Annotated in this window: 30 protein-coding genes; 17 read left to right on the top strand and 13 right to left on the bottom strand. The window is 50.8% G+C overall.

What is annotated here, in order from left to right:
• The 5 genes from ACO0LM_RS12635 to ACO0LM_RS12615 form a co-directional block, all read left to right on the top strand.
• Window positions 1–406: transposase (locus ACO0LM_RS12635; RefSeq protein ID WP_423037565.1), on the top strand; the 406-nt coding region annotated here is incomplete at its 5' end.
• Between the two features lie 205 nt (window positions 407–611).
• The gene (locus ACO0LM_RS12630; RefSeq protein ID WP_423037563.1) at window positions 612–1,484 is read left to right on the top strand and encodes a hypothetical protein; all 873 of its coding nucleotides are present in this window, start codon (window positions 612–614) and stop codon (window positions 1,482–1,484) included.
• Window positions 1,485–1,616: 132 nt separating this feature from the next.
• Window positions 1,617–2,147 carry a hypothetical protein gene (locus ACO0LM_RS12625; protein ID WP_423037561.1) on the top strand — a complete coding sequence of 177 codons (531 nt, stop codon included), beginning with the start codon at window positions 1,617–1,619 and terminating at the stop codon, window positions 2,145–2,147.
• Window positions 2,148–2,361: 214 nt separating this feature from the next.
• The gene (arsN2, locus tag ACO0LM_RS12620) at window positions 2,362–3,333 is read left to right on the top strand and encodes an arsenic resistance N-acetyltransferase ArsN2 (RefSeq protein WP_423037559.1); all 972 of its coding nucleotides are present in this window, start codon (window positions 2,362–2,364) and stop codon (window positions 3,331–3,333) included.
• A gap of 23 nt (window positions 3,334–3,356) precedes the next feature.
• Entirely contained in the window at window positions 3,357–4,565 is a 1,209-nt protein-coding gene (locus ACO0LM_RS12615; protein WP_423037557.1) for an MFS transporter, read from the top strand.
• Between the two features lie 48 nt (window positions 4,566–4,613).
• Here the strand turns inward: ACO0LM_RS12615 and ACO0LM_RS12610 are convergent, their stop codons facing one another.
• Window positions 4,614–5,012, bottom strand: a complete 399-nt coding sequence (locus ACO0LM_RS12610) for a nucleotide pyrophosphohydrolase (protein ID WP_423037555.1) — start codon at window positions 5,010–5,012, stop codon at window positions 4,614–4,616.
• Window positions 5,013–5,237: 225 nt separating this feature from the next.
• Here ACO0LM_RS12610 and ACO0LM_RS12605 point away from each other — a divergent pair, with 225 nt between their 5' ends.
• The 3 genes from ACO0LM_RS12605 (at window position 5,238) to ACO0LM_RS12595 (ending at window position 9,170) form a co-directional block, all read left to right on the top strand.
• Window positions 5,238–6,920, top strand: a complete 1,683-nt coding sequence (locus ACO0LM_RS12605; protein ID WP_423037553.1) for an acid phosphatase — start codon at window positions 5,238–5,240, stop codon at window positions 6,918–6,920.
• A 321-nt stretch (window positions 6,921–7,241) separates the two neighbouring features.
• Entirely contained in the window at window positions 7,242–8,258 is a 1,017-nt protein-coding gene (phaP, locus tag ACO0LM_RS12600) for a TIGR01841 family phasin (RefSeq protein WP_423037551.1), read from the top strand.
• 162 nt (window positions 8,259–8,420) lie between these two features.
• Window positions 8,421–9,170, top strand: a complete 750-nt coding sequence (locus ACO0LM_RS12595; protein ID WP_423037549.1) for a hypothetical protein — start codon at window positions 8,421–8,423, stop codon at window positions 9,168–9,170.
• Window positions 9,171–9,225: 55 nt separating this feature from the next.
• On the opposite strand, the gene ACO0LM_RS12590 is transcribed toward ACO0LM_RS12595, so the two are convergent.
• The 3 genes from ACO0LM_RS12590 to ACO0LM_RS12580 all read right to left on the bottom strand — a co-directional run bounded on the left by ACO0LM_RS12590 (window position 9,226) and on the right by ACO0LM_RS12580 (window position 11,006).
• Complete coding sequence (locus ACO0LM_RS12590) at window positions 9,226–9,753, bottom strand: GNAT family N-acetyltransferase (protein WP_423037547.1); 528 nt, start codon at window positions 9,751–9,753, stop codon at window positions 9,226–9,228.
• Between the two features lie 136 nt (window positions 9,754–9,889).
• Complete coding sequence (locus ACO0LM_RS12585; protein ID WP_423037545.1) at window positions 9,890–10,735, bottom strand: PA4780 family RIO1-like protein kinase; 846 nt, start codon at window positions 10,733–10,735, stop codon at window positions 9,890–9,892.
• Window positions 10,736–10,748: 13 nt separating this feature from the next.
• Window positions 10,749–11,006, bottom strand: a complete 258-nt coding sequence (locus ACO0LM_RS12580) for a hypothetical protein (RefSeq protein ID WP_423037579.1) — start codon at window positions 11,004–11,006, stop codon at window positions 10,749–10,751.
• 266 nt (window positions 11,007–11,272) lie between these two features.
• On the opposite strand from ACO0LM_RS12580, the gene ACO0LM_RS12575 reads away from it, so the two are divergent.
• The 9 genes from ACO0LM_RS12575 to ACO0LM_RS12535 all read left to right on the top strand — a co-directional run bounded on the left by ACO0LM_RS12575 (window position 11,273) and on the right by ACO0LM_RS12535 (window position 18,231).
• The gene (locus ACO0LM_RS12575) at window positions 11,273–12,091 is read left to right on the top strand and encodes a hypothetical protein (RefSeq protein ID WP_423037543.1); all 819 of its coding nucleotides are present in this window, start codon (window positions 11,273–11,275) and stop codon (window positions 12,089–12,091) included.
• 81 nt (window positions 12,092–12,172) lie between these two features.
• A complete protein-coding gene (locus ACO0LM_RS12570) occupies window positions 12,173–13,099 on the top strand; it encodes a fused MFS/spermidine synthase (protein WP_423037541.1) in 927 nt (308 codons plus the stop codon).
• 57 nt (window positions 13,100–13,156) lie between these two features.
• Window positions 13,157–13,927, top strand: a complete 771-nt coding sequence (locus ACO0LM_RS12565) for a DUF1223 domain-containing protein (protein WP_423037539.1) — start codon at window positions 13,157–13,159, stop codon at window positions 13,925–13,927.
• A 134-nt stretch (window positions 13,928–14,061) separates the two neighbouring features.
• Window positions 14,062–14,514 (top strand): DUF2214 family protein, encoded by a 453-nt coding sequence (locus ACO0LM_RS12560; RefSeq protein WP_423037537.1) that lies wholly within the window; start codon window positions 14,062–14,064, stop codon window positions 14,512–14,514.
• A gap of 198 nt (window positions 14,515–14,712) precedes the next feature.
• On the top strand, window positions 14,713–15,084 hold the full coding sequence (locus ACO0LM_RS12555) for a hypothetical protein (protein ID WP_422987344.1): 372 nt from the start codon (window positions 14,713–14,715) through the stop codon (window positions 15,082–15,084).
• Window positions 15,085–15,322: 238 nt separating this feature from the next.
• Window positions 15,323–15,661, top strand: coding sequence for a LiaI-LiaF-like domain-containing protein (locus ACO0LM_RS12550; protein WP_423037535.1), 339 nt, complete (start codon window positions 15,323–15,325; stop codon window positions 15,659–15,661).
• Window positions 15,662–15,691: 30 nt separating this feature from the next.
• A complete protein-coding gene (locus ACO0LM_RS12545) occupies window positions 15,692–16,378 on the top strand; it encodes a LiaI-LiaF-like domain-containing protein (RefSeq protein WP_423037533.1) in 687 nt (228 codons plus the stop codon).
• Between the two features lie 15 nt (window positions 16,379–16,393).
• Window positions 16,394–17,461 (top strand): sensor histidine kinase, encoded by a 1,068-nt coding sequence (locus ACO0LM_RS12540; protein ID WP_423037531.1) that lies wholly within the window; start codon window positions 16,394–16,396, stop codon window positions 17,459–17,461.
• Window positions 17,458–18,231 (top strand): LytR/AlgR family response regulator transcription factor, encoded by a 774-nt coding sequence (locus ACO0LM_RS12535; protein ID WP_423037529.1) that lies wholly within the window; start codon window positions 17,458–17,460, stop codon window positions 18,229–18,231. Before ACO0LM_RS12540 ends, ACO0LM_RS12535 begins: the two co-directional genes overlap by 4 nt.
• A gap of 33 nt (window positions 18,232–18,264) precedes the next feature.
• Here the strand turns inward: ACO0LM_RS12535 and ACO0LM_RS12530 are convergent, their stop codons facing one another.
• From ACO0LM_RS12530 to ACO0LM_RS12490, 9 genes are all read right to left on the bottom strand, one after another.
• Window positions 18,265–19,122 (bottom strand): HDOD domain-containing protein, encoded by an 858-nt coding sequence (locus ACO0LM_RS12530; RefSeq protein WP_423037526.1) that lies wholly within the window; start codon window positions 19,120–19,122, stop codon window positions 18,265–18,267.
• A 104-nt stretch (window positions 19,123–19,226) separates the two neighbouring features.
• Window positions 19,227–19,781 carry a winged helix DNA-binding protein gene (locus ACO0LM_RS12525; RefSeq protein WP_422987356.1) on the bottom strand — a complete coding sequence of 185 codons (555 nt, stop codon included), beginning with the start codon at window positions 19,779–19,781 and terminating at the stop codon, window positions 19,227–19,229.
• Between the two features lie 179 nt (window positions 19,782–19,960).
• Window positions 19,961–20,107 carry a hypothetical protein gene (locus tag ACO0LM_RS12520; RefSeq protein ID WP_423037524.1) on the bottom strand — a complete coding sequence of 49 codons (147 nt, stop codon included), beginning with the start codon at window positions 20,105–20,107 and terminating at the stop codon, window positions 19,961–19,963.
• A gap of 45 nt (window positions 20,108–20,152) precedes the next feature.
• Complete coding sequence (locus ACO0LM_RS12515) at window positions 20,153–20,857, bottom strand: ABC transporter ATP-binding protein (RefSeq protein ID WP_422987360.1); 705 nt, start codon at window positions 20,855–20,857, stop codon at window positions 20,153–20,155.
• The gene (locus ACO0LM_RS12510) at window positions 20,857–21,570 is read right to left on the bottom strand and encodes an ABC transporter ATP-binding protein (protein WP_422987362.1); all 714 of its coding nucleotides are present in this window, start codon (window positions 21,568–21,570) and stop codon (window positions 20,857–20,859) included. The genes ACO0LM_RS12515 and ACO0LM_RS12510 overlap by 1 nt, the downstream gene beginning before the upstream one ends.
• Window positions 21,567–22,652, bottom strand: coding sequence for a branched-chain amino acid ABC transporter permease (locus ACO0LM_RS12505; protein WP_423037522.1), 1,086 nt, complete (start codon window positions 22,650–22,652; stop codon window positions 21,567–21,569). Before ACO0LM_RS12505 ends, ACO0LM_RS12510 begins: the two co-directional genes overlap by 4 nt.
• A 21-nt stretch (window positions 22,653–22,673) precedes the next feature.
• A complete protein-coding gene (locus ACO0LM_RS12500; RefSeq protein ID WP_423037520.1) occupies window positions 22,674–23,540 on the bottom strand; it encodes a branched-chain amino acid ABC transporter permease in 867 nt (288 codons plus the stop codon).
• Window positions 23,541–23,662: 122 nt separating this feature from the next.
• Window positions 23,663–24,940, bottom strand: a complete 1,278-nt coding sequence (locus ACO0LM_RS12495; protein WP_423037518.1) for an ABC transporter substrate-binding protein — start codon at window positions 24,938–24,940, stop codon at window positions 23,663–23,665.
• 125 nt (window positions 24,941–25,065) lie between these two features.
• The gene (locus ACO0LM_RS12490; RefSeq protein ID WP_423037516.1) at window positions 25,066–26,043 is read right to left on the bottom strand and encodes a TRAP transporter substrate-binding protein; all 978 of its coding nucleotides are present in this window, start codon (window positions 26,041–26,043) and stop codon (window positions 25,066–25,068) included.
• Window positions 26,044–26,349: the final 306 nt, after the last annotated feature.

Raw genomic sequence — 26,349 nt, 5'->3', positions numbered from 1 at the left:
GTTGTCGTTCGTCGTAACCGGAGCCAATCGTCATGACGTTTCCCAGTTGGAATCGGTGCTTGAATCGATGAAATTCAAAAAACCTCAACCACCGATTCGTAGAAACAAACATTTATGTGCTGATGCGAGCTATACGGGAGCACCAGCGTTGCGCATTATTGAAGAGCACGGTTACATTCCACATGTAAAAGAGCGCGGACAAGAGGCGACTGAACTAGCGCGTGACCCTAACAAGAAGGCTAGACGATGGATAGTCGAAGTTGCGCACAGTTGGTTCAATCGCTTTCGAAAGCTACTGGTCAGATATGAAAAACTCGAGAGGAGCTTTCTGGCCCTCAATCATCTAGCAGCGGCGATCATTGCATTCAGAAAAGTGCCATTAGCAATAAATATTATTTACGGATAAGTTCTAAGAGTGAGTTGCGTACTGCAGGCCAGCTCTGCCTTGATTTGCCTTAGTTGGTTTCCTATGGAGTGCGAGCAAACCGGGATACATCGTCGTTTTTCCACCCATTGCCATAGAATATAGCTGTGTTGACCACTAGTTGTGGCAACATCTGTCTTTTCTGCGTTTTCTGTATTTTCAATGCGATTTCCATAGAAAGATCGGCTTGCAGGCATTTCAAAGATATTCATTCCATTTCAAGTTGCTGTGCAAGAGCAAGTTGCGCCTGGGCCGGCTGCTGCCGGTACTTGCCACATTACTTGCCACCTTATTTGCCGCATTACTGGTTTTGACTGCCTGTGAGCAGACCAAGGGCGGCAAGACTGTCGTATTGACACCCTGGCTAAAGATGCACCAGGCGGGCACGGACGATGGCAACAAGCTGTCCGTCACTTATTCGATACGCCAACAAGAAAAATGGTGGCTGCTTTCTTTTCCCATCTGGCAAGACCTGGACTATGACGAAGTCAGTATCATCAACGATAAAACCATTCTGGTTGCCAGGTCAGTCAAATTTGCCAAGACGCAGTCTGCCGATACCCACGCCAGACTCATGACTGAAAATGACAGCCGTGGCATGGATGTCTGCACTTCCTCATCGGCCATCAATGCGCCAGCCAATGCCAACTTCATTGACTGCACCGATGCCAGCACTGACAAGAAACGCATCGTCAAACGTTTCAACCTGAATGGCAAACTGATGCAGACTTTCAATATGCCAGCCAATGAATGGGAAGACTTGCCAACACCGGCAAACATCGCCTTTTATAACGATGATGATGATGCACAACTGCCCTATGTGTTGGAAACCGCCAGGGACAACACCTACTGCCGCCTGATCATGCTGGGCAAGGACAAGAACACCAGTTTTTCCATGAATGCAAAAGCTGATAACGGTAAGTGTGCATCAGCAAGCGACTGGAGAGGGGTCAGCCAGAAACATCTGCAACCGGCGACCAATTTTGAAAACCTGGGTCAGAACCTGCCAATACGAAAAAAAATGATAGGCGAATCCGCAGAAAAACCTGCCTCCAAATAATGACCAAAGCCACAAGTATCAAGAGGACTATGCAATTTATCGCCTGTTGTCGCTTGCCAGGGTTAAAATTCCAGTTCAGCTTATGTCGCAAGATATGCTTGTGACCTGTTTCTTTCTCATAGAACGCATCAGATGATAGTCAGAACACTCACCGTAATTTTTGCCATCATTGCCATTTATCTGGGCATAGAAAATGTACAAAAACTCAATGTCATGCGCATACCAGACACCGAGTTTGAGCAAATTGACGGCGCGGTCGTTTTGATGGTGCATGGTGTGGACGACAATCCTGGCTATGTCGTGACCGGCGGCTTTAACAAGCAACTGATACAGATCACCTTCTCTTACATCGTGAATGGCGTCGAAAGAACAGCCGATACCATCTCACCCATCTGCAGTCGTTGTGAAGCGCATCATGTGCTGAGAATGACAGGCATGAAACCAAATGAACTGGTCCCTGGTGCCCCCATCCGTGTGCTGGTATCCAAAACCGATGTCAGCAAGGCTTACCTGGCCCTGCCCACCTCCGGTGAAAAACAGTCGCAGATGTGGACAGTGTTCCTGTGGCTGATTCTTGCCCCCGGCATGGCCTTGCTCTTCTATAAACTGGAAGGCAAAAGTAAAAGACCGGATGACACTGCTCCCGATAAACCTGCTGCCTGATCATAGACCATCTGCAACATCCGCACAGGGTTCTCTCACGACACCAACTGTCCCAACGCTGATCATACGGTTATCAATTCACGGCCGCAATATCCATTAGCCACATTAGTTGTGTTTGACAACGATTGGTTTGACAATAATTGATAACAAGGCGTATGATCGTTGTCAAACGCAACCATTCTAATGGATTACCTGAAATGTCTTGCATGTCCACATGAACACACTTACTACTACCGGTGCCTTGCTCCGGGAATTTGTCCGGCTTTATGTACGCGACCAGCGTATCAAAACCAATTGTGGTAACGGCGCATCCACTGTGCAATGTCACGTCATGACAGAGCTGTTGCGTGAAGACGGCCTTACCCAGCAAACCCTGGTGAAGCGTCTGGGTCTTGATAAAAGCTGGATCAGCCGGGCAAGCGATGCACTGGTGGCGGATGGTACGCTATCAAAAACAGTCAATGCAGATAACCGGCGCAGCGTCAGCCTGCGTCTGACTGCAGCGGGCAGAAAACGCGCCAGTGCGCTTGACACAACCTTGAATCGTCATGCAGATCAGCTATTGCTTGATGCAAACGCAGAACAGCAGTCAGCAATCACGACTGCCATGCAGGTATTACTCGATGCGCTACAAAAAGACAACAGACCAGGTTGCGGCATCGCGCCACCCATCCGTAAAGCACCAGACAAAACTATCATCCTGCCAAGGCAATTGATATGTCGGCCTGCCAGCAGAAAAGACTGGTCAGCGATACGTTTACTGTTAAACAGCCAGGGCTTACCCGTGGAAGGTGCTTATGCCCATCTGCAACACTTCCAGCTTGCATTCCACAACGATGCGCTGATCGCTTGCGGTGGCCTGGAGATCTACGCACAGGATGCACTCTTGCGCTCCATAGCCATCCAACCTGAAGCCCAAGGGCAAGGCTACGGCCAACAACTGGTGATGCAATTGATTGATACGGCACGCAACACAGGTATCAAACACCTGTATCTACTGACGACCAATGCCGACAAGTATTTTCAACCATTCGGTTTTCGCATCATACAAAGCAGCAAACTCCCGGTCGGCCTGCAAGCATCCAGCCAGTTGCAAGGTGCATGTCCGGCATCGGCTATTGCCATGCAATTAAAACTGGCACGTGTTGAGCTGACAAAGCCTTCAAAAAAACCAGGCGCAAGATAAATGCAGCCCACCTTATTTTCAAGATGAAACATACCCCACACGCCCTGCAAACCATTGCCATCCTGGCTGTCACACAAATTCTGTCGTGGGGATCACTGTATTACGCCATCGCCATCCTGGCACCTGAAATTCAAAAAGAAATGGGCTGGCGGGCAGAGCTGGTATTCGGTGCGTTTTCCTGGAGCCTGCTGGTGGCAGGTACGATCGCCACCTATTCCGGCATGCTGCTGGATCGCCATGGCGGCAGGCTGGTCATGGGCATGGGTTCAGCCACTTGCGGTCTGGGCCTGATATTGCTAAGCAGCGCACACACGCTGCCAATTTATTTTCTGGCCTGGAGCATACTGGGTCTGGCCATGGCAATGACGCTGTATGAAGCAGCCTTTGCCACCATCACCCATCATTTCACCATCCACAGCCGTCAGGCAATTTCTACGCTGACCCTGTTTGGTGGCTTTGCCAGCACCGTGTTCTGGCCGTTGACACAAAAGCTGAACAGCCTGATGGGCTGGCGCGACACGTATCTTGCCTACGGTATTGCCCAGCTTCTGGTATGCCTGCCGCTGCATTTGCTATTGCAGGCGAAAAAGACCGCGCCACCCGCAGAAACAGCGGCAGCAAAAACAGCACAAAACACAGCACCAAACACAAATCGCAGTCACAGCCTGCAAGAAGCCTTGCGTAACCCTACTTTCTGGAAACTGGCATTTGCTTTTTCTGCAAACAGCTTCGTCTTTTCTGCCATGTCGGTACATCTGATCCCATTACTGGGCCAGATAGGCCACCCGGTTACGTTGGCAGTATTCATGGCGGCGCTGATAGGCCCGATGCAAGTCGTAGGCCGCATCGGCGAAATGACCCTGGCAAGAAATGCCATGCCACAAACCGTGGGCAAGTTCACCTTTGCCGCCTTGCCAGCCGCACTGTTGGCGCTGATACTGTTTGGCTCGCATGCCTGGGCAATAGCACTGTTCTGCATTTTGTATGGTTTGAGCAATGGCATACTGACCATCGTACGCGGCACCATTCCACAAGCCCTGTTCGGTACTGAAAATTATGGTGCCATTTCTGGTGCCATGTCCGGCCCGGCACTGTTTTCCAAAGCCGCTGGCCCGCTGCTCATTGCCAGCCTGATACAGCATGCATCTTCACCGGATGTGATTTTTACCTGCCTGCTGGTATTTTCCCTTGCTTCACTGGCGTTTTATCTGTCGGCATTGAAAACAAGGTGATGCAAGATTTTTCCTGCTTGTCGTTTTTTCTTACTTGTCGTTTTTTTCCTACTTCTCGTATTCCGAATATTTCCTGGCATCCCCTTTGACCAGAGGGGCAGGATACTTTAAGGCATTCAAGGCAATTTTTTCCTGGCAGGCGGCAAACAGATCCACATCCAGGGTGTCTGCCAGCATGATGAGGTAATTCATCACGTCGGCCATTTCATGGCGGACAGCGATTCTGGCCTGCTCGTTCAATTCTTCCGGCTTGCCTGTGGGCAGCCACTGAAAAATTTCCAGTAACTCTGCCGCTTCAACCGTCAAGGCACTGGCCAGGTTTTTGGGCGTGTGAAACTGCGCCCAGTCACGATCCGCCACAAACTGCCTCAGCTTGTCCCTGACAGCCTGGCTGGCATCTGTTGAGGCGTGTTGCGGTGTACTTATTTTGGTCGTTGATGAGGGCATGATTTTCTCTGGCAAATGCACTGAATACCATTATGCATCATGCCCCGGCTGTTCACGCCAAAATTCCTGTCGTATCAATTTGCATCCAGCATGAAGTGGGAAATGAACCATATTAATTCAGCAAATGACTGGGCACTATCATATAATCGGGAGCAAAAATGGCCGCTATTCATTGAAGAATCTATTACTTAATATCACTAAATTAATTGTCTTTTTGGAACCACCATGTCAGATAAGCAGCCCCCAAATCATAGCGAAGACTCCGATCTCCCAACTGCCCCATCCCGCCGACGCTTGCTGCAAGGTGCAGCGGTTGTGGGCGTTGTGGGAAGCCTGCCTATTATGGGAGAGGCTGCTGCGCATACGGCGAATAAAGTCGTGGCCGGTTCTCTGGACACCAAGCTGAAAGCACATATCAAGAATGTGGTCGTGATATATCTGGAAAACCGCAGCTTCAATAATCTGTTTGGCAATTTCCCCGGCGTCAGCCAGCCTTTGTCTGATGTCCCCGCTGCTGTTTTTACACAAAAAGACAGGGATGGTTCTGTCTTGAGTACACTGCCCAAAATATGGGGTGGAATGGTGTCGCGTGCGCAAAACCTGGGTGGCAAAAACTATGTGATTGATGAAGACAAGATCAGTGGTCTGCCAAATGCTCCGTTTGCCTTGAAAGATGCAGAGGGCTTGCCTCTTCCTGAATCCGTGATCACCAGGGATTTGTGGCATCTGTTTTATCAAAATCAGATGCAGATCAACGGTGGGAAAAATGATCGCTTCGTCGCCTGGGCAGATTCGGGCGCATTAACCATGGGCCACTATGGGGAAACGCATAAGAATCTCGATTTATGGAAAATCGCTCAGCAATATACTCTCTGCGACAACTTCTTCATGGCTGCATTTGGTGGTTCCTATCTGAACCATCAATTCCTGGTCTCTGGCAGGACTCCTGAATATTTTGATGCCCCAAATACCCCGGCAAAGAAAAAAATAGCCGTCACCGAAGATGGCCCAACCGGAGTCAGACTGGCCATAGATAAAGAATGCCCGGCATCGGCACTGGATGGCAAACCAAAATTCGTCAACGATGGCGCAATTACCCCGGATGGCTATGCAGTCAATACCATGGCCCCGCCCTACCAGCCCAGCTTTGTCAAACCAGCTCTTGACGGTGATGCGACATTGGCAGATCCGCAAGATCCGAGTACTTTACCACCGCAAAGCTATGACACCATCGGCGATTTGCTATCGCGTAAAGGTGTCAGTTGGGCCTGGTATGGTGGTGCCTGGCAAGTTGCGCTGGAATATAAGGGCGGCGGTGAAAAACCCAATTTTCAGTATCACCATCAACCGTTGAATTATTTCAAGCAATTCGCGCCAGGCACGCCGGCACGCAAGGAACATTTACGTGATGGTGGCCTGGGTGACAGCCCCATTTCCAACAAGTTCCTGGCAGACGTTATTGCAGGAAAATTGCCCGCAGTCACGTTTTACAAACCGCAGGGCAATCTCAACATGCATGCGGGTTATTCGGATGTTGAATCTGGTGATCAGCACGTCGCTAATGTGCTGGAGCACTTGAAAAAAAGCCCTCAATGGAAAAACATGCTCATCGTCATTGCCTTCGATGAAAATGGTGGCTGGTGGGATCATGTGGCACCGCCCAAAGGCGATCGCTGGGGACCAGGGTCACGCATCCCGGCGATAATCGTTTCCCCTTATGCGAAGAAGGGAAATGTCGATCATAGCTTCTACGATACGACATCCATTCTGCGTTTCATTACCCGCCTGCACGGCCTGCCCCTGCTGGAAGGGATTAAAGTGCGCAACGCTGCGTTTATTGAACGGGGTGCTTTGCCGCCGGGTGACTTGACTGGCGCACTGAGTTTCGCTGAACATAAAGTGAGCTAATCTTATCCCTTGTCCCCCTTTGCACCCTTCGTACCCATTTGTACCCGTGGCTGGCCAGATCAAACCAGCCCCATCCTCAAGCGGACGCCTGTATGTCAGATGGGATTGGTTGAGGTGCGCTCAGCTAAAGCGGGCATTCAGTGTCCCTGCGTCAATGACAGCGTCACAATCCAGATATTGCAATGCAAAAATAGTGCTTACAAATTAAGCAATTAAGCGATAAAATGCAAGATCATATGTAAATGCTGCATCGCGCCAATAATTTGATTCAACACGGCAATATTGCATGGTCGATTATCCCTACCCACTCTGGAGAGTTTCATGTCTTTGCTTACTGAACAATTATCATCTGCTGCCCAGAATCAGTTTGCGACACAAATCGCGGTTTTCCGGGCTTTCTCGCAATCTGCATTTGGTGGACTGGAAAAACTGATTGCCCTGAATTTCAATCTGGCAAAACAGTCGTTCGACAATGCCAATACCGTCACACATGAATTCTTTGCCGTCAAAGCACCGCAAGACATCCTGACCCTGAGCCACACCCACAGCCAGCCGCAACTGGAAAAAATCCTGGCCTATGGCCGCGAACTGGCCAGCATCACCAGCAATGCACGGGCAGAATTGTGGCAAGCCGTCAGTTCCTCTGAACAAGGAGTGACGGCAGTTACCGTACCGGCAATAAAAACTGCGGCCAAGAAACCTGCAGTGGCAAAGCCTATCGCCGCGACCACGCAATTAACTTTGCTGGCAGAACCGGAAGCCAAGCCTGTAACCAAGCTCAAGGCAAAAGCAAAACCGGCAGCGAAAGTTGAGGTCAAAGCTGACGTCAAAAAAGCGGGCGCAGAGAAGATTGCCAAGACCAGCAAAAGTGCGGCAACCAAACCCATAGTTGCCAAGCCTGCTGATGCAACAAAGAAAGCAAGTCCTGCAAAGGCAAGCAAGCCGGTAACAGCAGCCCCCAAGGCGCAGCCGGCAGCAGCAGAAAAAACTATCGAAAAAACTACAGCAAAGAAACCCTTGAAAAAAGCTACCACTCCAATTAATGCAAGTAATGCAGGTAATGCTGCAAATCATACTGACAGCGCGGCTACAACTACATCACCCGCAGCCACCAAGCCAGCGCCCAAGAAAACCGCTACAAAACCAGCAGCTTCGGTTGAATCAGCACCCGCCCCTGTTGAGGCAACAACGCCAGAGAAAAAGTCTGCCGTTAAATTTCCCTTCCCTATCGCGCCAAGACTGAAAGCCGGTACGCCAGCCTTCCCTGGTGCCGCAGCCCCAGCCTACAAGGCAAAATCCAGCTCGGCCACAGGTGCAAAAAAGCGCGTACGTCAATAATCAGCACACATTCTTAAAAAGACCGCTGTTAGTGCTGATGCACGACAGCGGTCTTTTTACATTTGCCTGCCGTAAAACCACATTTAGGCAGTATTGAAATTGAAATACTACAACACCGGCGTCAGCACAGTAAAATGCACCATTGATCTTTGCGTTCACAAAATGAAATTCCCTTCACTCGCCAGCCTGGCAGCAATATGGATGCTTATCCACACTGTGCATACGGTGGCAGCAGAAGACCCTATTACCGTCGCCTGGCGCATCAAGCCGCCGCACCAGTATATTGAAAACGGCGTCGAAAAAGGCATCTTGCTGGACCGCGCCAAGCAGGTCTTCAGCGTCGCCCACATACCAGTCAATTTTGTGGAAGAGCCGGCGAAACGCATCTGGAGTAATTTTTCTGGCGGCAGCAAAAACTATTGCTCGTTCGGCTGGTACAGGATTCCCGAACGTGAGTCGCTGGTACAGTTTTCCGACATCTTCCATACCGACCCGCCGCATACCTTGCTGGTCAGCCCTGCTGCCATCAAGCAGGTATCCGCCCACCGCAGCCTCGCCAGCCTGATGGCAGACCGTAGCCTGACGCTGGGTGTCGTCGATGCTGTGTCCTACGGACCAGAACTGGATGCCATGATCAAATCCAGCAAAAACCGGATAGAACGCAGCACCACCCTGCCGATGATCATGGCACGCATGGTCGGTGCCAACCGCGCATCGTATATGCTGATTGATCGTGAAGACTGGGAATACCTGAAAGATAAAGAAGACAGCCTGCACCAGACCACACAGATGGATCTTGCAGGCATGCCGGCAGGATTACACCGTTATATCGTCTGCAGCAAAGATTTACCGCCCGAACAAATGCAGAAGATCAATGCGGGAATACAGAAAGTATTTCGGGCAAAAAAATAGTAGTGGTCATCACATCAGTTCGTCAGGTGACTAGGGCGTGTTGACCTAGCCGGTATCAAAGCGCTTCCCATTCATTTCTCAACAAGGCATACATCGCTATATCTCCATACTTGCCACGGCAGAAAATGGCGCCACGCGCAATGCCTTCTTTGATGTAGCCACAGTTGATGGCGACTTTTTCTGATGCAATGTTACCCACACTCATGTGAATTTCGAGGCGGTTGATCAGCAGGGTTTTGAACAGGTAATCGGTCAGCAGTTTTACTGCCTCAGTCATGATACCTTTGCCGTGCAGGTTTTTGACGAACAGGCCGTAGCCGATTTCCCTGGCATTGAAATATGGCACGGTCTTGAAATGAAAGACGCGCCCTATGATTTTCTCATTTTCGTCAATGATCAGAAACGTCTCCGACATCTCCTTGGAGCGCGACTCATCATCAAATTTCTTTTCAGCGGTGCCTGGCAACATGATATCCAGCGGTAAAAAATCGCCCTTGCCATCCGGATGGTTCATCAAATCGAGCAGGGTCGCCACATCTTCTTTTCTGACATGGCGAAGGTAAAAGCAGCTTCCTTTAATCATGCATATGCTCCTCTACAAGTATCCATAAGAGATTGATGCCATCCATGCGAATGTCCAGTATGGGTAGCCAATGAATGAGTATGGACATGCAAATCAATGCAAGAGTTCCCGCACTGATCACCTGAATTACCGGGGCTTACATTTCCAGCAAGCGTCTTTGTCGTTCTTTTTCTTCCAGGATGGCAGATTCGATTTCTTCCAGCACGGCACCAACGTCAACCGGGCGCTTGTCGACTGCCACCTTGCCGGTCAACACGGTTTCCGGTGTCAGTAAGCCGGCGACATACAGTTTCCAGATTTCCTTACCGTATTGGGTATCCAGCAGCTCGGGGGCAAACTGACCGAAATAAGTCGCCAGATTGCGAACGTCGCGTTCCAGCAGGACGGCGGCTTCGGTATTGCTGGCAGCATCAATCGCTTGCGGCAAGTCGATAATCACCGGGCCTTCGGCATCCACCAGAATATTGAATTCTGACAGATCACCATGTATCACCCCGGCGCACAGCATCAGCACGACCTGATGCAGCAACTGGGTGTGATAAGCGAGCGCCAGTGCCGGTGACAGTTCTATGTCATTCAGGCGCGGTGCAGCATTGCCGTCGGCATCGGTGACCAGGTCCATCAGCAACACACCTTCAAAACAGATATACGGTCGCGGCACCTTGACGCCTGCGGCTGCCAGTTTGTACAAGGCATCCACTTCGGCGTTTTGCCAGACTTCTTCCTGCATCTTGCGACCATAGCGCGTGCCTTTTTCCATGGCGCGTGCCTGACGGCTGTTTTTGACTTTGCGTCCTTCCTGATACGAAGCGGCATTTTTAAAACTACGCTGGCTGGCTTCTTTATAAACCTTGGCACAACGGATTTCTTCGCCACAGCGCACCACATACACGGTCGCTTCTTTTCCACTCATAAGCTGGCGCATGACTTCATCCAGCAAGCCCTCTTCCTGCAAGGGCTGCAGTCTTTTTGGTGTTTTCATTCGTGGGAGCTGCTCAGGCCTTGCGCGGCTTGCCGCCGGTTTTGACTAATTTGACCGGTGCATGTCCACGCGACTTGTTGCGCATGTCATAGATGGCCTTGGCGTCCTGCTCGGCTCTTTCTTGCGTACGCATGGCGGGAATATCGTCGTGCAGGGTAAAAAAGTCAGCCGCCTGGGCCCGCATTACATGCTTGATGGCTTCATCGTCACTGAGATCAAATCGTTCCGTCATTAAAGTGGTGACTTCATCCAGATATTCTTCATAGGTCATCATCGTATTTTTTTCCTGTCTTTATGGGGTGCCTGGTGCTGATATATCAAATGGGTATAAAAATAGCCATAAAGATATATAAGCCGTGCCAGCCACACAATCATTGCGTTTGGCACAAGTGTATTTGGGCTGTGCCGACTCCAGCTTCATTAATAAAGTCTGCACAAAGGTGAAGTATTGTACACGTGCTGCCTGCTCACAACGGTAAGCTGTGAAATCTCGGCTACAATGCCGCCTTCCAGGAAATATCCCACAAGAGTTATTGCATGAGCATAGTCATCCATGAGGCGCTGCGCGCCTATATCGATCCCCTGACCGAACACGAATTCGCTGCGCTTGAGCGCAGCATACTCACAGAAGGTTGCCGCGATGCACTGGTGTGCTGGGGTGACATCCTGATCGATGGCCATAATCGCTACGCCATCTGCCAGCGTCATGGTCTGTCCTACAATAGCGTGCAAAATGGTAATTTCACCAATATTGAAGACGTGCAACTGTGGATGATAGACAATCACCTTGGACGTCGCAGTGTGTCTGACTTCCAGCGAGGCATGCTGGCGTTGCGCAAGAAAGAAATCGTCACCAGCCGCATGAAGGCACAGGAAGAACAATCAGTGCCGGACAACCCGGAAAGCGAAGTCGCCGTCCCCATCATCAAGCCCAGCCAAAGCCGCCAGGAAATCGCCCGGGTTGCCGGTATCAGCAGCAATGCTGTGGTACAGATAGAAAAAATACAAAAAGCAGCCGCGCCAGAACTGGTGCAGGCGGTACGCGATGGCACTATATCCATCAGCGCCGCTGCTGCCATCGCCTCTTTACCCAGCGATGAACAGGTCGCCGCCGTGGCAGGTGGCCGCAAGGAATTGCAACAGGCAGCCCGCCAGGTCCGGGAAAAGGCACGCGAGCACAAAGCACCACCCAAAGTCAGCGAAGCCGCCGCCGAAGTCACGGCAGACCATCAAACTGCAAGGGTACAGACCCTGGATGAAGTCAGCGCCCTGCGCCAGCAAGTCCAGAGCCTGCAAATGGAAAACAATGCATTGCAACGGCAGATCGCCGCCCTGAAAGAGCAACTGGCAGTATGATCATCCGTAATACCAACCAGTAGCAATCAGGACTCATTTCATAAATAGGGGTGCGTTCTACACAAAACCGTGGATAGGGGAATGACAGAAAAGCGCGCAAGTTTGTCCAGCCTGTTTTTGAACAAGCTATCCGGTGCCGAGCTGGAGCATATGCGCCGCCTGGAAGCCATGCAGCAAGCGCACCAGGGCCGGCCATTTTATGTCGACGACGACAATTTGCGCATGATGTACCTGAACCCCAAGTGCATGCAGAGTGTCATGAAGCTGGATGCGCCGAACGAATTGGTCTGCGCCTACTCGCGCACTGTCATGGGCTTTTTACTGTTTCACCCCAGGCCCTCGCATATTTTACTGATAGGCCTGGGTGGCGGCTCCCTCGTCAAATACTGTTATCACCACTTGCCCGATTGCCGCATCACCGTGCTGGAAATCAATGCTGACGTGATCGCCATGCGCGAGCAATTCATGCTGCCAGCAGATGACGAACGCCTGCACATTATCAAGTGTGATGCCATCAGCCATTTGCAGCAGCATACCTATGCAGCCGATGTCATCTTGCTGGATGCCTATGATGAAAACGGCCTGGTGGCCGCACTCAACACGGCAGAATTTTATGCCAACTGCCAGCGTCAACTGGCTACCGACGGCGTGCTGGTTGCCAATGTCTGGGGCAAACCCAGCGCCCTGGCAGACATGCTGGGTCGCCTGCGCCATGTCTTCAAGCAACAGGTCTGCTGGAGCCGCTCTGAAGACAGCTACAACCTGATCGTCTTTGCTGTCAAAGGCAGCGCCATACCCAGGCCGGCACACACAGGTGAGCACCCCACCCTGCAACTGGAAGCACTGGCAGCGCGCCTGCTCAGCCTTGATCCCGCTACCCCATTTGAGCAAGTTGACGAAGAATTGCACGCACTCAAACAAAGCCTGGCTAGCATCATGGTGGCAGATGACAAAGTTCCCCAAACCTACGCCGACTGGAAAAAGCGGGTAACACAGCAGCAGCTGTAAGTTAATCGGGGCTGGTCCGACTACACTGTAGCGGTGTCTTAGTCACAAGGAGTCTCCATGAAAACCCTATTCCTGATCAGCCTGTTTGCCGGTGTCGCCAGCAGCCCCCTGCAGGCTGCCGACATTTGCAGCAAAACCAGTCCCGGTCATACCGTCGCCCTGCTGGAACTGTATACGTCTGAAGGCTGTGACAGTTGCCCGCCTGCCGACAAAACCATCAGCCGCCTGTATCAAAGCACGGGCCTGAACAGTGATCAGGTGATACCGGTGTCCCTGCATGTGGATTACTGGGATTATCTGGGCTGGAAAGATATCTTTGCCAAACAGTTGTACACCGAAAGACAGCGCAACCTGGCAGACCTGGCGGGCAGTCGTTCGGTGTACACGCCAGAAATCTTTTTGGCAGGCAAGGAAGTGCGCAACTGGCGCAATGGCCTGAGCGATGACATCAAGCGTATCAATCAAAAACCGGCAACGGCCAGCCTGCGTCTGGGCATAGAAAAACTGGCCGGCAACAAACTGTATGTCAATCTGCAAGGCAATAGCATGCAAGAAGCCCGCCTGTATGTCAGCCTGGTAGAACAGGGCCTGGTCAGCAAGATACAGGCCGGTGAAAACCGTGGTGCCACCTTGCAGCATGACTACGTTGCCAGAGAATGGGGCGAAGACTACAGACTGAGCGCAGGCAAAACCGCAAGCTATTCCACCCAACTGGCCATACCTGCGAGCAGCAAACGTAAAAACCTGTCGCTGCTGGCATTTGCGCAAGACAAGCAAGGCAATATCTTGCAGGCAGTCAGCCTGCCGCTGTGTGACGGACTGCAGTAATAGCTTGCGCCGTTTTACCTGGGCCTGGCGACAAATTTACCGGCATTGGTCTTAACTTTAAGGCAAGCACGAGAAAGATGGTTTAGACTTCCTGCATTCCCCGTTGTTGCCATATCTTGCCAGGAGCCAGCCAAATGAATATGTTAGTCGCCTTTTTACACCATCTTGCCGCATTCACTCTGGTCAGTTCACTGGTCGCGGAAATGATCTTGATACGTCAGCCTTTGAGTTTGTCGTCCGCCAAAAGCCTGCGTACTCTAGACGGCATCTATGGCGTGAGTGCCATGCTGATCCTGGTCATGGGCATGTTGCGCGTCATCTACTTTGAGAAAGGTGCGGCCTATTATCTGCACAATCATGCCTTCATGCTCAAGATGACTGCCTTTATCGTGGTCGGTCTGCTGTCCATCTATCCCACCATGATCTTCCTGCGCTGGGCCCCGGCGTTGAAGCAAAATCAGTTACCGCTACTGAGTCCGGCCCAGGCCAAAAATATACGCAGGGTTTTACATCTGGAACTGGCGGGTATCGTCATCATTATTCTGGGTGCGGTGCTGATGGCGAAAGGCGCTGGTTTTACGGCTTAACACTTGTTTACGATCTTACTGCGCGCCTGTCAGTTGTTTTAAGCCAATTTACATGGAAGAAAAGTTGTATAAACGACTGAATTCTGGCAAGCTTTCCGAAAAGACATGCGATTCTCAACAATCGTCCCAACAATCACATGTCGACAAGAACAAGGATGATGCCACCCTGGCTGGCATCACAGCTTTCAGGGATTCGCCATGTACGATGAAAATGACTTCTTTGCGGTATCCAAGTTCTTGAAACTGGGTATCAAAATCACGTTCAGAAATCCCATGGGCCAAAACCCATCGTTTCAAAGCAGCTTCCCTACGCCCAAGGGTACCACCGTCACCCTGGACGAAAAAAACCTGTATGAAGTTGAGCGTAAATTACGCGCCTTGATCGGCAGTGATGTACCGGTCAAGACCAAGGCAGCGCCGTTTGTCTATCTGGGCACGAATTTCCGTGGTTTGCTGTACTGCACCAAAGGCTCCAATGAGTATATCGTGCAAGAAACCCATGACCTGTTCGGCACGGAATCCAAGCGTATCGTACGCACCGCCGAGCATTTCATTCAATTGCTCAGCTAACACGACACCCACACCATCACTGCTGAACCATACAGTGGTAAAACCGGCTGGCAGCCAATCCTGCCCGACAAAACTTCCCTCAAGCGCCAATTACCGACGATTTGCGTCATTCGCCGACACAGACGCGACAAACGCGCCCGCCTTGCGTATCTTGACTTCACCGGACAAGAACCGGCAGGTTTTCAAAAATAGCCAGGTCCGCAAACAGTGAAAGAAAGGGTATCGTATGACGAACGAAATGAACAATCAACACATCAACAAAGGTAATTTATTCTTTGGATTGGCGTTGATCGTTGCCGGTTGCGTGTTCCTGATGGATCATATGGACATGCTCAATGCCATGGATTACTGGTTCCTGTTACCCGCCATGATCGCCATCAGCGGCCTGGTCGATATCATCAGCCCCAGCAAACCCCAGCACATAGCCAAAGGCTGCTTCAACCTGGTATTTGCATTCTGGCTGTATGTATCGATAGAACATATGTGGGGCTGGAGTTTTCATACCAGCTGGCCACTGCTGCTGATCGCCTTTGGCTTGCGGCATTTCATTGGCGGCTTGCTGACTGTACGCAAATAAAAAAAGACATTTCAACTAAGGACTATCATCATGAACAACAATAACGCGCAAGGCCGCATCCTGGTTGGTGCCATGCTGTTGATATTTGGTACGCTGGCATTGCTGGATAATCTGGATATTTTCAACACCCGCGACATTTTCCATTTCTGGCCCACGGTGTTCATCATCATTGGTGTGCTGAAAATTTCAAAAAGCGACAGTACCGCAGGGTATATTATCGGCGGTGGCTTCATCATCCTGGGTAGCATGCTGACATTGCAGTACATGGGCATCATCCACTTCCGCATGCGCGACTTGTGGCCAATTTTCCTGATCTTCGCGGGTCTGATGGTGATCTTCAAAGGTAAACTGGGCGATAAGGATCGCTACCTGAATGGGCAGGTAAATCAGGATTCCGTATGCAATATCGTCGCCGTCATGAGTGGCAATAAACTGCAAAACAGTTCCCAGGATTTCAAGGGAGGTGAAATCAATGCCGTCATGGGAGGTGTGGAACTGGATTTGCGTCAGGCCTCCATACAGTCGGAAGCGACCCTGAATGTCTTCGCCATGTGGGGTGGCATAGAGCTGAAAGTACCGAATGACTGGACAGTAATCAGCCATGGCTCACCAATACTGGGTGGATTTGAGGACAAAACCGTGCCGCCCATGCTGACTGCGAAAAAATTGTATATCAAAGGTTACGCCATCATGGGTGGTGTCGAAGTCAAAAACTGAAACGCTTAGGCTTGCATGCATCCCATATTGTCAGATTTCCGTCGCTTCCTGCTGTATATCGCCGCCTGCCTGCTGATAGGTGTCGGTATCGCCAGGTTGCTGGTGGCGGCGGAACTGAGCACGATGTCTTACGCACTACTGTTTTCCTTGCCTCTGGCCCTGCTCGGTGGTTTTCTTGCATCTTCCGCCTATTATGTCTGCCGTTCCCTGCCTATCGCACACAGAAGGATGGTCACCGCCGTGCTGGTCTTTGGCAGTGCGTCGCTGATCTCAGGCTTGAGCTGGCTGGGCATCTGCCATGGCTGGAACAAGGTTCTGTTTTTTCTGTTGGAAGATGGCACCGAACTGCAGATCACACCACACCTGTCAGCACTGTTTTTCCTGGCTGGCTTTGCCTTGTATGTGCTGGCCTTGCTGGCCTTCGACCTGTATATCGCCTTTGACAATATGCATGAAGCAGACCGGCGTGAAGCAGCATCCCGCCTGCTGGCAAGGGATGCCGAACTACAGGTTTTGCGCTCGCAGATCGACCCGCATTTTCTTTTCAACAGCCTCAACTCCATCAGCGCACTGACAGCGATAGACCCCACCAGTGCACGCAGCATGACCATAGCGCTGGCTGATTTTTTTCGCCAGACCCTGTCGATTGCCGAAAAAGAAAAAATCAGCCTGAATGATGAAGTACGCCTGTGTGAAAATTTCCTGGCCGTGGAAAAAATCCGTTTCGGTAAAAAATTGGGCAACACATTCGACATCAGCCCGGATGCGGGACAGGCATTGATACCGCCGATGATTTTGCAACCGCTATTGGAAAATGCCATCAAACATGGCATACGCAATCTGCCACAAGGCGGCATTATCACGGTCACCATCTTCAGGCGTGACCAGTGGCTGCATATCTCGGTAAAAAATCCAGTGGCTAGCGAAGCCAGCAACAGTGCCGGCAATGGCCTGGGTCTGCAGAATCTACGTCAGCGCTTTGCAGCTATCTATGGTGAACAGGCACGTGTCAGTTGGCAGCAAACAGAGAATGAATTCTTACTTGAAATGGCTTTGCCATATGAACAGGACAGACCGGCATGAATAAGCGCTTACGGGTATTGATCGTGGATGACGAAGAACTGGCACGCCGGCTTTCGATAGAATACCTGCGCTCACATACCGACATAGAGATCGTTGGTGAATGCGAAACCGGTATGGAAGCAGTAGAAGCCATCAGCAGGCTGGACCCGGAGCTGGTCTTGCTGGATATACAGATGCCGCAATTGTCCGGGCTGGAAGTGCTGGAAGTGACTGGCAGGCGCAGCGGCGTCATCTTCACCACGGCCTATGATCAGTATGCGTTGAAAGCCTTTGATTTACATGCCGTCGATTACCTGCTGAAACCTTTTTCCCAGCAACGCTTCGACGACGCCCTGGCAAAGGCGCGCAAGTTGCTGGCCCAGGAAAGCACAGAAACGTTGGCGGATGCGGCACAAGCCCAGAACCTGGGCCAACTGGATAAGCTGGTAGCACAACAAGGACATCAACTGCAACGCCTGTTGATACGTGACCGTGGTCAGGTACATCATGTGCCGCTGGACAGCATAGACTATGTTGAGGCACAAGACGATTACATCACCATCCATACAGCGCAAAAGTCGTATATGAAAACCCAGAGCCTGTCAGAACTGGAAGCACAACTGGATGCCAGCAAATTCATCCGCATACATCGCTCGTTTCTATTGCATATCGCCGCGCTCAAGAACATAGAGCGGGCCAGCAAGGATAGCCATGTTGCGATACTCAAATCCGGCGTGCAGATTCCGGTCAGCCGAGCTGGCCATGAACGTATCAAGGCCTGCCTGGGTTAGTGTAGTGCTGCACTAGCCAACCGACCGCTATTTTCAGTTGATGGCCTTCAAGACCAGGGCCAGCTCTGTCCTGGTAGACTGCATCAGTTCATCAATATTTTCCGGCGTGATATCCAAGAGTTGGAAGCTGCCGGGGACTTTACTCCAGTCCAGTTCGGCAATGGTCTCGTTGACGAAATGGCCATCCAGGAAATCAGCCACGGCCACCACATCAATCAAACCCAGCTTATGCCCACTGCCAGGATTATGGTCGCGATGATCCATGACGGCAACGCGTATATCTTCAGAAATTTCCCAGTCTTCCAGTATCGCCGAACCTATGCTGGCATGCCAGTGATCAATCAACTCCCACAGCGTCTGTTCGGATGTAAACAAGTCCTGGTAATGATTCGCGCGATTCAATATGTAAAACTTGCCTATGTCATGTAACAAGCCAGCCAGCATGGCCTTGTCGGCGCTCAGGCGGGTATGGGTTTTGGCGATCACCATGGCCAGGGCCGCCACCCGCAGGCTGCGCCGCCACAGGCCATCCATCTGGGCGGACAGGCTGCCGTTAAACTTGTTCTCGGCCAACTGCTTCATGCCTATGGAAACGGCTATATTGCGCACGGCGGCAAATCCCAGCAACACTGTCGCCCCGCGCAAATCCGTAATCTTTTTACCCTGCGGGTTGAAGGAGGCGGAATTGCTGAGATGCAGTATCTTGGCCGACAATACCGGCTCGGTGCCGATAATCCGCGCCACCATATCGGTGGAAATATCCGCCTGGCTCAATGCCTTGCGGATCTTCATGGTCGCCCCTAGGGACGTGGGGAATACCAGCTTCTTTGCAGACAATTCCGCAGTAAAAGCTTCGAGGAATGCGAATTCGGCATTTTTTTGGGCTGTCATGATGGCAATCGGAATACGGACGATTTTTTATTGTACCTTGGGAAACCATTTCCAGGTAGACACAGCCGTCACCGCTGCCGTGAATTATCGATCTTAGAACCTGTTTATAAAGAGGTTGCTGCCCTTGCAGCCTGCTCATACAGGCCAGACAAGACGCGCAAAAAGCGCGCCAGTTCGCTCAGTTCAAAACTTTCAGTGCCATCACCGGTCAGCGCCGATACCAGCACCTGTTCGCGCACGGCGTAATAGCGCTGGCATACATCGCGCCCTGCTTCATTGGTGGAATACAGGATTTCCTTGCCACGTTTTTCGGTCTGCACCAGTGACAAAGCCTGCAATTTCTTGAGCGAATAATTGACGATGTGGGTATCTTCAATATTGAGGATGAAGGCGATGTCTGCCAGCTTCTTTTCGCGTGCGCGGTGATTGATGTGATGTAATACCAGCACATCGGTAATCGTCATGTCTTTCATGCCGACGGCAGCCATGCATCTGACCGCCCAGCGATTGAAGGCATTGCCAGCGATGATCATGCCGAATTCAAATTCACTCAATTCCGCACTGCGACCTTCCGCCAGGTGCGAGGAAGATACAATCGGCACCCTGGGTGACGCCGATGAACTCAGGCTGGTCTTTTTTGCAGGCTTGGTAGTGGACATAGAGATTCTTTAAAAAATTGATGTGAAGATTGCTAAACAGATGACGATATTTCGTCCTTTAATTTTAGCTTTTCCACGAAAAATAACAGCTATTTTCTATCAATTTATCAATAAATAATCAGTAATTCATCTTTTTCCACACCTGTTCTGCGTCGAGACATGCCAAAGACAGGCCAAAATCAGGATATCGTCAGCACCGGCGCAGGGCTACCAGCAGCGGCTGCTGGTTCCAACAACGCCGCGTTTTGCGGTGCCATCTCATCCATCATGCTGATAGCCGGAATGACACGCCCCAGTTGCATGAAGCCGGTCACCGTCAGGGCCACGCAAGTGACCAGGCTTGCCCCCTGCGCGTCATTGATTACGCGATATCAGACGCCCAGATAGGCTTTCTTGACATCTTCATTATTCAACAGTTCTTGCCCCGTTCCCTGCATGACGATGCGACCTGTCTGTATCACATAACCATGATGGGCAATCGCCAGTGCCTTGTGCAGGTTTTGCTCTACCAATAATATCGACATGCCCTGCTGATTGATCAGTTGTATGGTGTCGAGTACCTTGGTGACGAACTTCGGTGCGATTCCCCAGGACGGTTCATCCAGTAACAGCAATTTGGGTTTCGCCATCAGGCCCCGGCCTATCGCCAGCATCTGCTGTTCGCCACCACTCATGGTGCCAGCCAATTGGTAGCGCCTTTCCTTGAGAATGGGAAACAAGCTGTACATGGTGTCTATGGACTCGGCCACTTCATCATCGTCACGGCGGGTATAGGCACCCAGTTGCAGATTTCTTTCCACCGTCAGACGGGCGAATATGCGTCGTCCTTCCGGCACCAATGACAAACCCAGGCCTACCCGTTTGCTGGCCGGGATTTTTTCCAGCGGCTTGCCGTCGAATACGATCTGACCGGCATCGGCCGCATTCAAACCGGCAATGGCGCGCAAGGTGGTAGACTTGCCATTGCCGTTACCACCGACCAGGGCGACGATCTTGCCCTTCTCGACATCCATATCGACCTTGGACAAGGCCAGCACGCCGTCATAACTGACTCTCAAGTTTCGTACTTGCAGCATCATTCATCTCCCAGGTAAGCAGCGATCACTTTGGGATCGTTAGACACTTGTTCAGGACTGCCTTCGGCGATCTTCTTGCCGTAATCGAGCACTACAATCGCATCAGCAATCGGCATGATGCCTTCCAGCACGTGTTCAACAATCAGGCAGGAAATACCTTCTTCACGGATTTTCAAAACCACGTCCACCGTCTCTTTGACTTCGGTCGGATTCAGGCCCGCCATGACTTCATCCATCAGCAACAGGCGTGGTCTGACTGCCAGTGCACGGGCCACCGCAAGGCGGCGCTGCTCGCTGATGGTCATGCTGCCTGCAGGCTTTTCTTTAAACTGTCCAAGATTGACAAAGCTCAGCAATTTTGCGGCACTTTGTCTGGCATCAGCCACATTCTTGTTGATCAGAAAAGCACCAACCATGACGTTTTCCAGCGCTGTCATGCTGGTAAAGGTACGCGCCACCTGGAAGGTCCGGCCTATACCTGCTCGCGCACATTGCTCAGGGCTCATACCAGATACCCTGATGTCATTCATCCAGATTTCACCCGTAGTCGGTGGTGCATAACCTGCAATACAGTTAAACATGGTGGTCTTGCCGGCACCGTTCGGGCCTATCAGGCCAACGATCTTGCCTGCGCCTACCTCAAATGACACATCCTGATTGGCGGTGATACCGCCGAAGCGTTTGCTGACGCTTTCTACCCGCAATAAGCTCATGCTGCCTCCTTGCTGACTTGTGCATCCGTGGTGTCTTGTGCATCCAGTGACTTCTGCGCCCTGACCGCTTTTCTGCGGGCAAAAAATTGCTTGATCCAGCCCATCACACCTGTCGGGTAGTAAACCGCGATCAGTACAATCAATGCTGCATAAATCACCAGATCCGTACCACGACCAGAACCACCAAACAAAGCCCGTGTGCCTTCTTCAATGAAGGTCAATACACCTGCACCGATGACTGGTCCCAGCAAAGTGCCGACTCCACCCAATATGGATACCAGGGCCATCTTGATCGACAGGCCGGTATGCAGGACCGAACCCGGATCTATATACAATTCTTTCTGTGCGTACAGGCTGCCACCGATGGCGGTAAAAAAACTGCTGACGGCAAAGGCGATTTGTTTGTAGCGACTCAGATTGATACCCAGGCTGCGTGCCGCATCCGGTTCATCCTTGATAGCGCGAAAGTAGTAGCCAAGGTAACTGTGTTCTATCCAGTAATTCACTGCCAGCGTCAGCAGCAAGAGCCCAAGGGCGATGTAGTAATACGGTGCCTTGTCGGTAAAAATCATGTTGCTCCAGCCCTGCTGATCCATGGGCAGGGTCAGGCCAACAGCGCCACCGGCATATTCCCAGTTGGTGAATATGATCTGGATGATTTCAGCCACGGCAATGGTCGCCATGCCAAAGTAATGGCCGTTGAGGCGAAAGCATGACCAGCCTATGACCAGGCTAATCAGTGCCGCCAATATGCCGCCACATAACATCGCCAGCCAGGCGTTCATGCCCCATTGCGTCAGCAGCAGTGTTGAGGTGTAGGCGCCCAGTCCGTAAAAGGCGACGTGCCCTAACGATACCTGACCGGCATAGCCACCGACGATATTCCAGGCCACGCCCAGTTGTGCCGCCATCAGTATCAATATCGCCAGGTTCTGATGCGACGGGTCTTTGACCACGACAGGTACCAGCAAAGCACAAATCAAACATAGCGATAACAGTATGTATTTAACCGAGGATTTTCCATGAGAATCGGGGGCCAGCAATTCATGCGCCGATGTCACGGTTTTTTCTTGTATGTTCATAGTTCCACCTTATTTTTCACCTTATTGCCTACCCATCAGTCCTTGCGGACGGAACATCAACACCGCCAGGAACAATCCAAGCACCAGTGCCAGCTTGTATTGCGGCCCGATCAGGAAACCACCCATGACTTCGATGACGCCGACAATAATTCCGGCAAACAAGGCCCCGATCACACTGCCAAAACCACCCAGGTTCACCACTACAAAAGCAATCAGGATGAAGTTCGCCCCCACTTCAGGAAAAATGGGAAAGAAAGTCGACAGCAAAGCGCCAGCCACGCCAGCACAAGCCGCGCCGATGCCCCAGGCCATGGCAAACATTTTCTGCGAATCGATACCCATCAGTTGGGCCGCCTCTTTATCTGCAGCAGTCGCTTCCAGTGCTGCCCCGGCACGGGTTTTGGTCAGGAACAGGTAAATCCCCATAGTCACCAGAATGGCACCGATACCTGCCGTCACCTGCGGCATGCCCACCTGTATGCCGAATAGCTGCACAGCCCCGGATACCACAGAATGATCAACCGTTCTGAAATCGGGTTTCCAGAAAAATTGCGCCAGACCGCGGAACAACATCATCAGGCCGAAGGTGGTAAAAATCTGCGACAACATGGGCGCATTGGTGATCTTTCTGATGATGAGCTTGTACAGAATCACCCCAAGCGCGAACAAAAACAATGCCGTCAATGGCAGGGTAAACATGGGGTCCAATGCAAACAGCGAGTACATCCAGAAACTGGAATACATGCCAAACATCAAAAATTCACCATGAGAAAAATTGACGATATCCATGACGCCAAAGATCAAGGTCAAACCAATCGCCACCAGCGCATAGATCAATCCGATCAAGATCCCTGACGCCAGGGTTTGAATAATAATTTCAAGGGACATATTTCTCCTCGCACTTCCTATATGTAAAACCGACGTCAGGTATCGCCAGGTAGTATTTACTGAATGCTTTTTTCTTACCCGGCTGGCTAGCCGGGCAAGCGTGCTTATTTTTACTGAGCTTGTTACTTGCGTTGATCCCATTTAGGCATAGGCCAAACGACATCTTTGGTAGCCAAGTCAAAAGGCCATACCGTGTTGTATTTGCCATCGATGATCTGTACCAGGATGCCGGAACCCAAGACGTTTTGACCATGCTCATCAAACTTAATGCCCTTCCACGGCATGATCAGTTTATTGGCTGGAATATTGGTTTCCGTCAGGGCTTTGCGTATGGCTTCTGGTTCGGTAGAGCCAGCGCGGTTGATCGCATCCACCAATGTCATCAAACCCGTGAAGGTGCGGGAGGAATTACCGGTAAAGTCAATTTTGTATTTGCTGTTGAACAAATCATTGACCTGTTTGATCAGCGGATTGTTCTTCGCCAGATCAGGTGACCAGACTTCACGGGTGATGACAAAATCAGCATCCTTGCCCAGCGTGCGGCGAAATTCTGTATCCGTAAATCCGGCATTGTTAGCCAGGATCATGTCGGGAGAAAAACCAAGTTCCTTATAGGTTTTCATCGCCATGATGGCGTCACCCAGATAAGAAGACTGCATGACGACTTGCGGATTCGATGATTTCAGTTGCTGCACTTCAGAAGTCAGTTGTGTACTTTTCGCTGGATAGACGATGGTCTTCACCAGGTTATAGCCTTTTTCTGCTGCCAGTTTGGTTTCCAGCTTGGTGGTTTCATTGCCCCACAAGGTGTTTTCATTGAAGGTTGCCAGTTGTTTGACCTTGATACCTTTTTTGGCTTCCAGTTCTTTGAAGAACTCAAAGAAATTATGGACGAACAAATCATCATGCGCCGTAGTGCGGAAAAACCATTTGAAACCACGCTGTGTCAACGTGGAAGAAGACGATTCAGGATTAACATAAGGTATCTTGTATTTTTCAGCCACCTGGCTGGACGTCGCCGTCACATTACTGAAGTAGGCACCAACAATGGCAACCACTTTTTCCTGGGTAATCAGTCTTTCGGTTTCGCTTGCGCCGATTTGCGGATTGCCCTGGTGATCAGCAAACACCAGTTTGATTTTTGCGCCTTTCAGATTCGGCAAGCCACCACCAGCGGAAAATGGCAGATTGGGTACACTTTTAGCACCGTTGTTAACGATATCGACAGCCAGTTCCAGCGCGTTTTTCATTTCACTGCCGGATGATGCCGCAGCGCCGGACAAAGGATAGATCACGCCTATCTTGATTTCTTGCTGCGCATAGGCAGAGTAGCAAAAACTCAATCCCAGGGCGGCCAGAAGACCTGCGCGGGCAATTCTCTTGATGGTATTTGTAAACATTATTAAACGCTCCAATTTAATTAAATGTAAGCTCTCTGCTACCTTGATGAGAGCCCTTTCCTATGCTGCTACTCCTGTCCTTGTCCGCATTTGCCCGGGTTTGCCAGTACCTGTCAGCCAAAGATTTACTTCATCGACCTTTCGGTCGTGTATTTCAATAATATGGATACTTCTTCACTGCTTGCTGTTTTCAACCACTCCCTGACAAACTGCTCGCCCAGCCTGTCAAGGTTATTTCTTAACAGTGCGTCAACCCGGTCCACCTTGACCTTGTTGTTACGCAACTGGTTTTCAAAACCGGCATCGCTGTCCCTGCTCATATCCCAGCCACGTTTTTCGGCATGCTGGGCGGCATCCATGATTTTCTTTTGTGTATCCGGGTCAAATCGGGCAAACACTTTTTGACTGATGAAGACCATATTTTTGGGTATCCATGCATTTGCCCGGTAGTAATACTGCATCTTGCTCCATGCCTTGGTTTCCACCCCGGTCCAGCTTGAGGTGATCATCAGGTCCAGCTTGTCGGCGGCAATCGCCTTTTCCAGATCGATCACCTGTACCGGCACTGCTGTTGCCAGGGCCAACTCGGCTATCCTTTCACTGGCCGGGTTATAACTGCGCATGCGCATACCCTTGAAATCTGCCAGTGAACTCAAAGGCTTTTTTGAGTATAGGTTCTGTGGCGGCCACGGCACTGAATAAAGCAACTTCAAACCCCGCTTGTTGAGCGCCTTTTCCACTGCCGGTTTTGACGCCATCCACAAGTGATAAGCATCTTCATAATCCCTGACAGTAAATGGCAGGGAATCCACACCAAATACCGGTATATCTTTTGCCAGGCTGGACATGATGACTTCACCTGCCTCGGCTTTTTCACTGATAACGCCGGCAAAAATTTCTGCCGGCTTCAACAAGCTGCCCGCGGCAAAGACACTCATCTTCGCCCGTCCACCCGTGCCTGCCATGACATCCCTGGCAAATTGTTGCAGATTCAAGGTTTGAAAATTGTCTGCGGCATAGGCAGTGGCGAAACGTACTTCCATTTCATCTGCCTGACAGGGCAAGGCCGTCATTGACATCAGCACGACACTTGACACTGCCACGGACACTACCATCGCCGCTGCCACGCTTGCCCCTGCAAAGCCTTGTACAAATGATCGAAAGCGAGTACATGACGAGGAGAAGATCAGCTTATTTTGCTTCAAGTCAGACATCATTTATCCTTTCGATGTTTTATATCGTAAACGTTTTATCGATAAACCGTCAATAAAATATATTACATTTAATCTCAATAAACACTACAATATCATTAAAGGAAAAATCTACAAGATGTTTATAAAGTTTTTTTCCTTCTCTAAATCTGTTTTAAAAAACTGCACCACGCTGTAGCGGAGATGCACAAGAACAGT

This window comes from Undibacterium sp. Di26W (assembly GCF_049340265.1).
Lineage (GTDB): Bacteria > Pseudomonadota > Gammaproteobacteria > Burkholderiales > Burkholderiaceae_D > Undibacterium.
Note: the sequence above shows the minus strand (reverse complement) of the source record. Positions and strands in the feature narration are given on the sequence as shown.

Excerpts from the sequence above, each read along its gene's own strand:
- ACO0LM_RS12565 (WP_423037539.1), top strand. The coding sequence starts at position 13,157 with ATGAAAACCCTATTCCTGATCAGCCTGTTTGCCGGTGTCGCCAGCAGC.
- ACO0LM_RS12560 (WP_423037537.1), top strand. The coding sequence starts at position 14,062 with ATGAATATGTTAGTCGCCTTTTTACACCATCTTGCCGCATTCACTCTG.
- ACO0LM_RS12500 (WP_423037520.1), bottom strand. The coding sequence starts at position 23,540 with ATGTCCCTTGAAATTATTATTCAAACCCTGGCGTCAGGGATCTTGATC.
- ACO0LM_RS12535 (WP_423037529.1), top strand. The coding sequence starts at position 17,458 with ATGAATAAGCGCTTACGGGTATTGATCGTGGATGACGAAGAACTGGCA.
- ACO0LM_RS12525 (WP_422987356.1), bottom strand. The coding sequence starts at position 19,781 with ATGTCCACTACCAAGCCTGCAAAAAAGACCAGCCTGAGTTCATCGGCG.
- ACO0LM_RS12580 (WP_423037579.1), bottom strand. The coding sequence starts at position 11,006 with ATGACCTATGAAGAATATCTGGATGAAGTCACCACTTTAATGACGGAA.
- ACO0LM_RS12570 (WP_423037541.1), top strand. The coding sequence starts at position 12,173 with ATGACAGAAAAGCGCGCAAGTTTGTCCAGCCTGTTTTTGAACAAGCTA.
- ACO0LM_RS12510 (WP_422987362.1), bottom strand. The coding sequence starts at position 21,570 with ATGAGCTTATTGCGGGTAGAAAGCGTCAGCAAACGCTTCGGCGGTATC.
- ACO0LM_RS12550 (WP_423037535.1), top strand. The coding sequence starts at position 15,323 with ATGAACAATCAACACATCAACAAAGGTAATTTATTCTTTGGATTGGCG.
- ACO0LM_RS12540 (WP_423037531.1), top strand. The coding sequence starts at position 16,394 with ATGCATCCCATATTGTCAGATTTCCGTCGCTTCCTGCTGTATATCGCC.
- phaP (WP_423037551.1), top strand. The coding sequence starts at position 7,242 with ATGTCTTTGCTTACTGAACAATTATCATCTGCTGCCCAGAATCAGTTT.
- arsN2 (WP_423037559.1), top strand. The coding sequence starts at position 2,362 with ATGAACACACTTACTACTACCGGTGCCTTGCTCCGGGAATTTGTCCGG.
- ACO0LM_RS12605 (WP_423037553.1), top strand. The coding sequence starts at position 5,238 with ATGTCAGATAAGCAGCCCCCAAATCATAGCGAAGACTCCGATCTCCCA.
- ACO0LM_RS12590 (WP_423037547.1), bottom strand. The coding sequence starts at position 9,753 with ATGATTAAAGGAAGCTGCTTTTACCTTCGCCATGTCAGAAAAGAAGAT.
- ACO0LM_RS12545 (WP_423037533.1), top strand. The coding sequence starts at position 15,692 with ATGAACAACAATAACGCGCAAGGCCGCATCCTGGTTGGTGCCATGCTG.
- ACO0LM_RS12575 (WP_423037543.1), top strand. The coding sequence starts at position 11,273 with ATGAGCATAGTCATCCATGAGGCGCTGCGCGCCTATATCGATCCCCTG.
- ACO0LM_RS12530 (WP_423037526.1), bottom strand. The coding sequence starts at position 19,122 with ATGACAGCCCAAAAAAATGCCGAATTCGCATTCCTCGAAGCTTTTACT.
- ACO0LM_RS12595 (WP_423037549.1), top strand. The coding sequence starts at position 8,421 with ATGAAATTCCCTTCACTCGCCAGCCTGGCAGCAATATGGATGCTTATC.
- ACO0LM_RS12505 (WP_423037522.1), bottom strand. The coding sequence starts at position 22,652 with ATGAACATACAAGAAAAAACCGTGACATCGGCGCATGAATTGCTGGCC.
- ACO0LM_RS12625 (WP_423037561.1), top strand. The coding sequence starts at position 1,617 with ATGATAGTCAGAACACTCACCGTAATTTTTGCCATCATTGCCATTTAT.
- ACO0LM_RS12615 (WP_423037557.1), top strand. The coding sequence starts at position 3,357 with ATGAAACATACCCCACACGCCCTGCAAACCATTGCCATCCTGGCTGTC.
- ACO0LM_RS12610 (WP_423037555.1), bottom strand. The coding sequence starts at position 5,012 with ATGCCCTCATCAACGACCAAAATAAGTACACCGCAACACGCCTCAACA.
- ACO0LM_RS12495 (WP_423037518.1), bottom strand. The coding sequence starts at position 24,940 with ATGTTTACAAATACCATCAAGAGAATTGCCCGCGCAGGTCTTCTGGCC.
- ACO0LM_RS12555 (WP_422987344.1), top strand. The coding sequence starts at position 14,713 with ATGTACGATGAAAATGACTTCTTTGCGGTATCCAAGTTCTTGAAACTG.
- ACO0LM_RS12515 (WP_422987360.1), bottom strand. The coding sequence starts at position 20,857 with ATGCTGCAAGTACGAAACTTGAGAGTCAGTTATGACGGCGTGCTGGCC.
- ACO0LM_RS12585 (WP_423037545.1), bottom strand. The coding sequence starts at position 10,735 with ATGAAAACACCAAAAAGACTGCAGCCCTTGCAGGAAGAGGGCTTGCTG.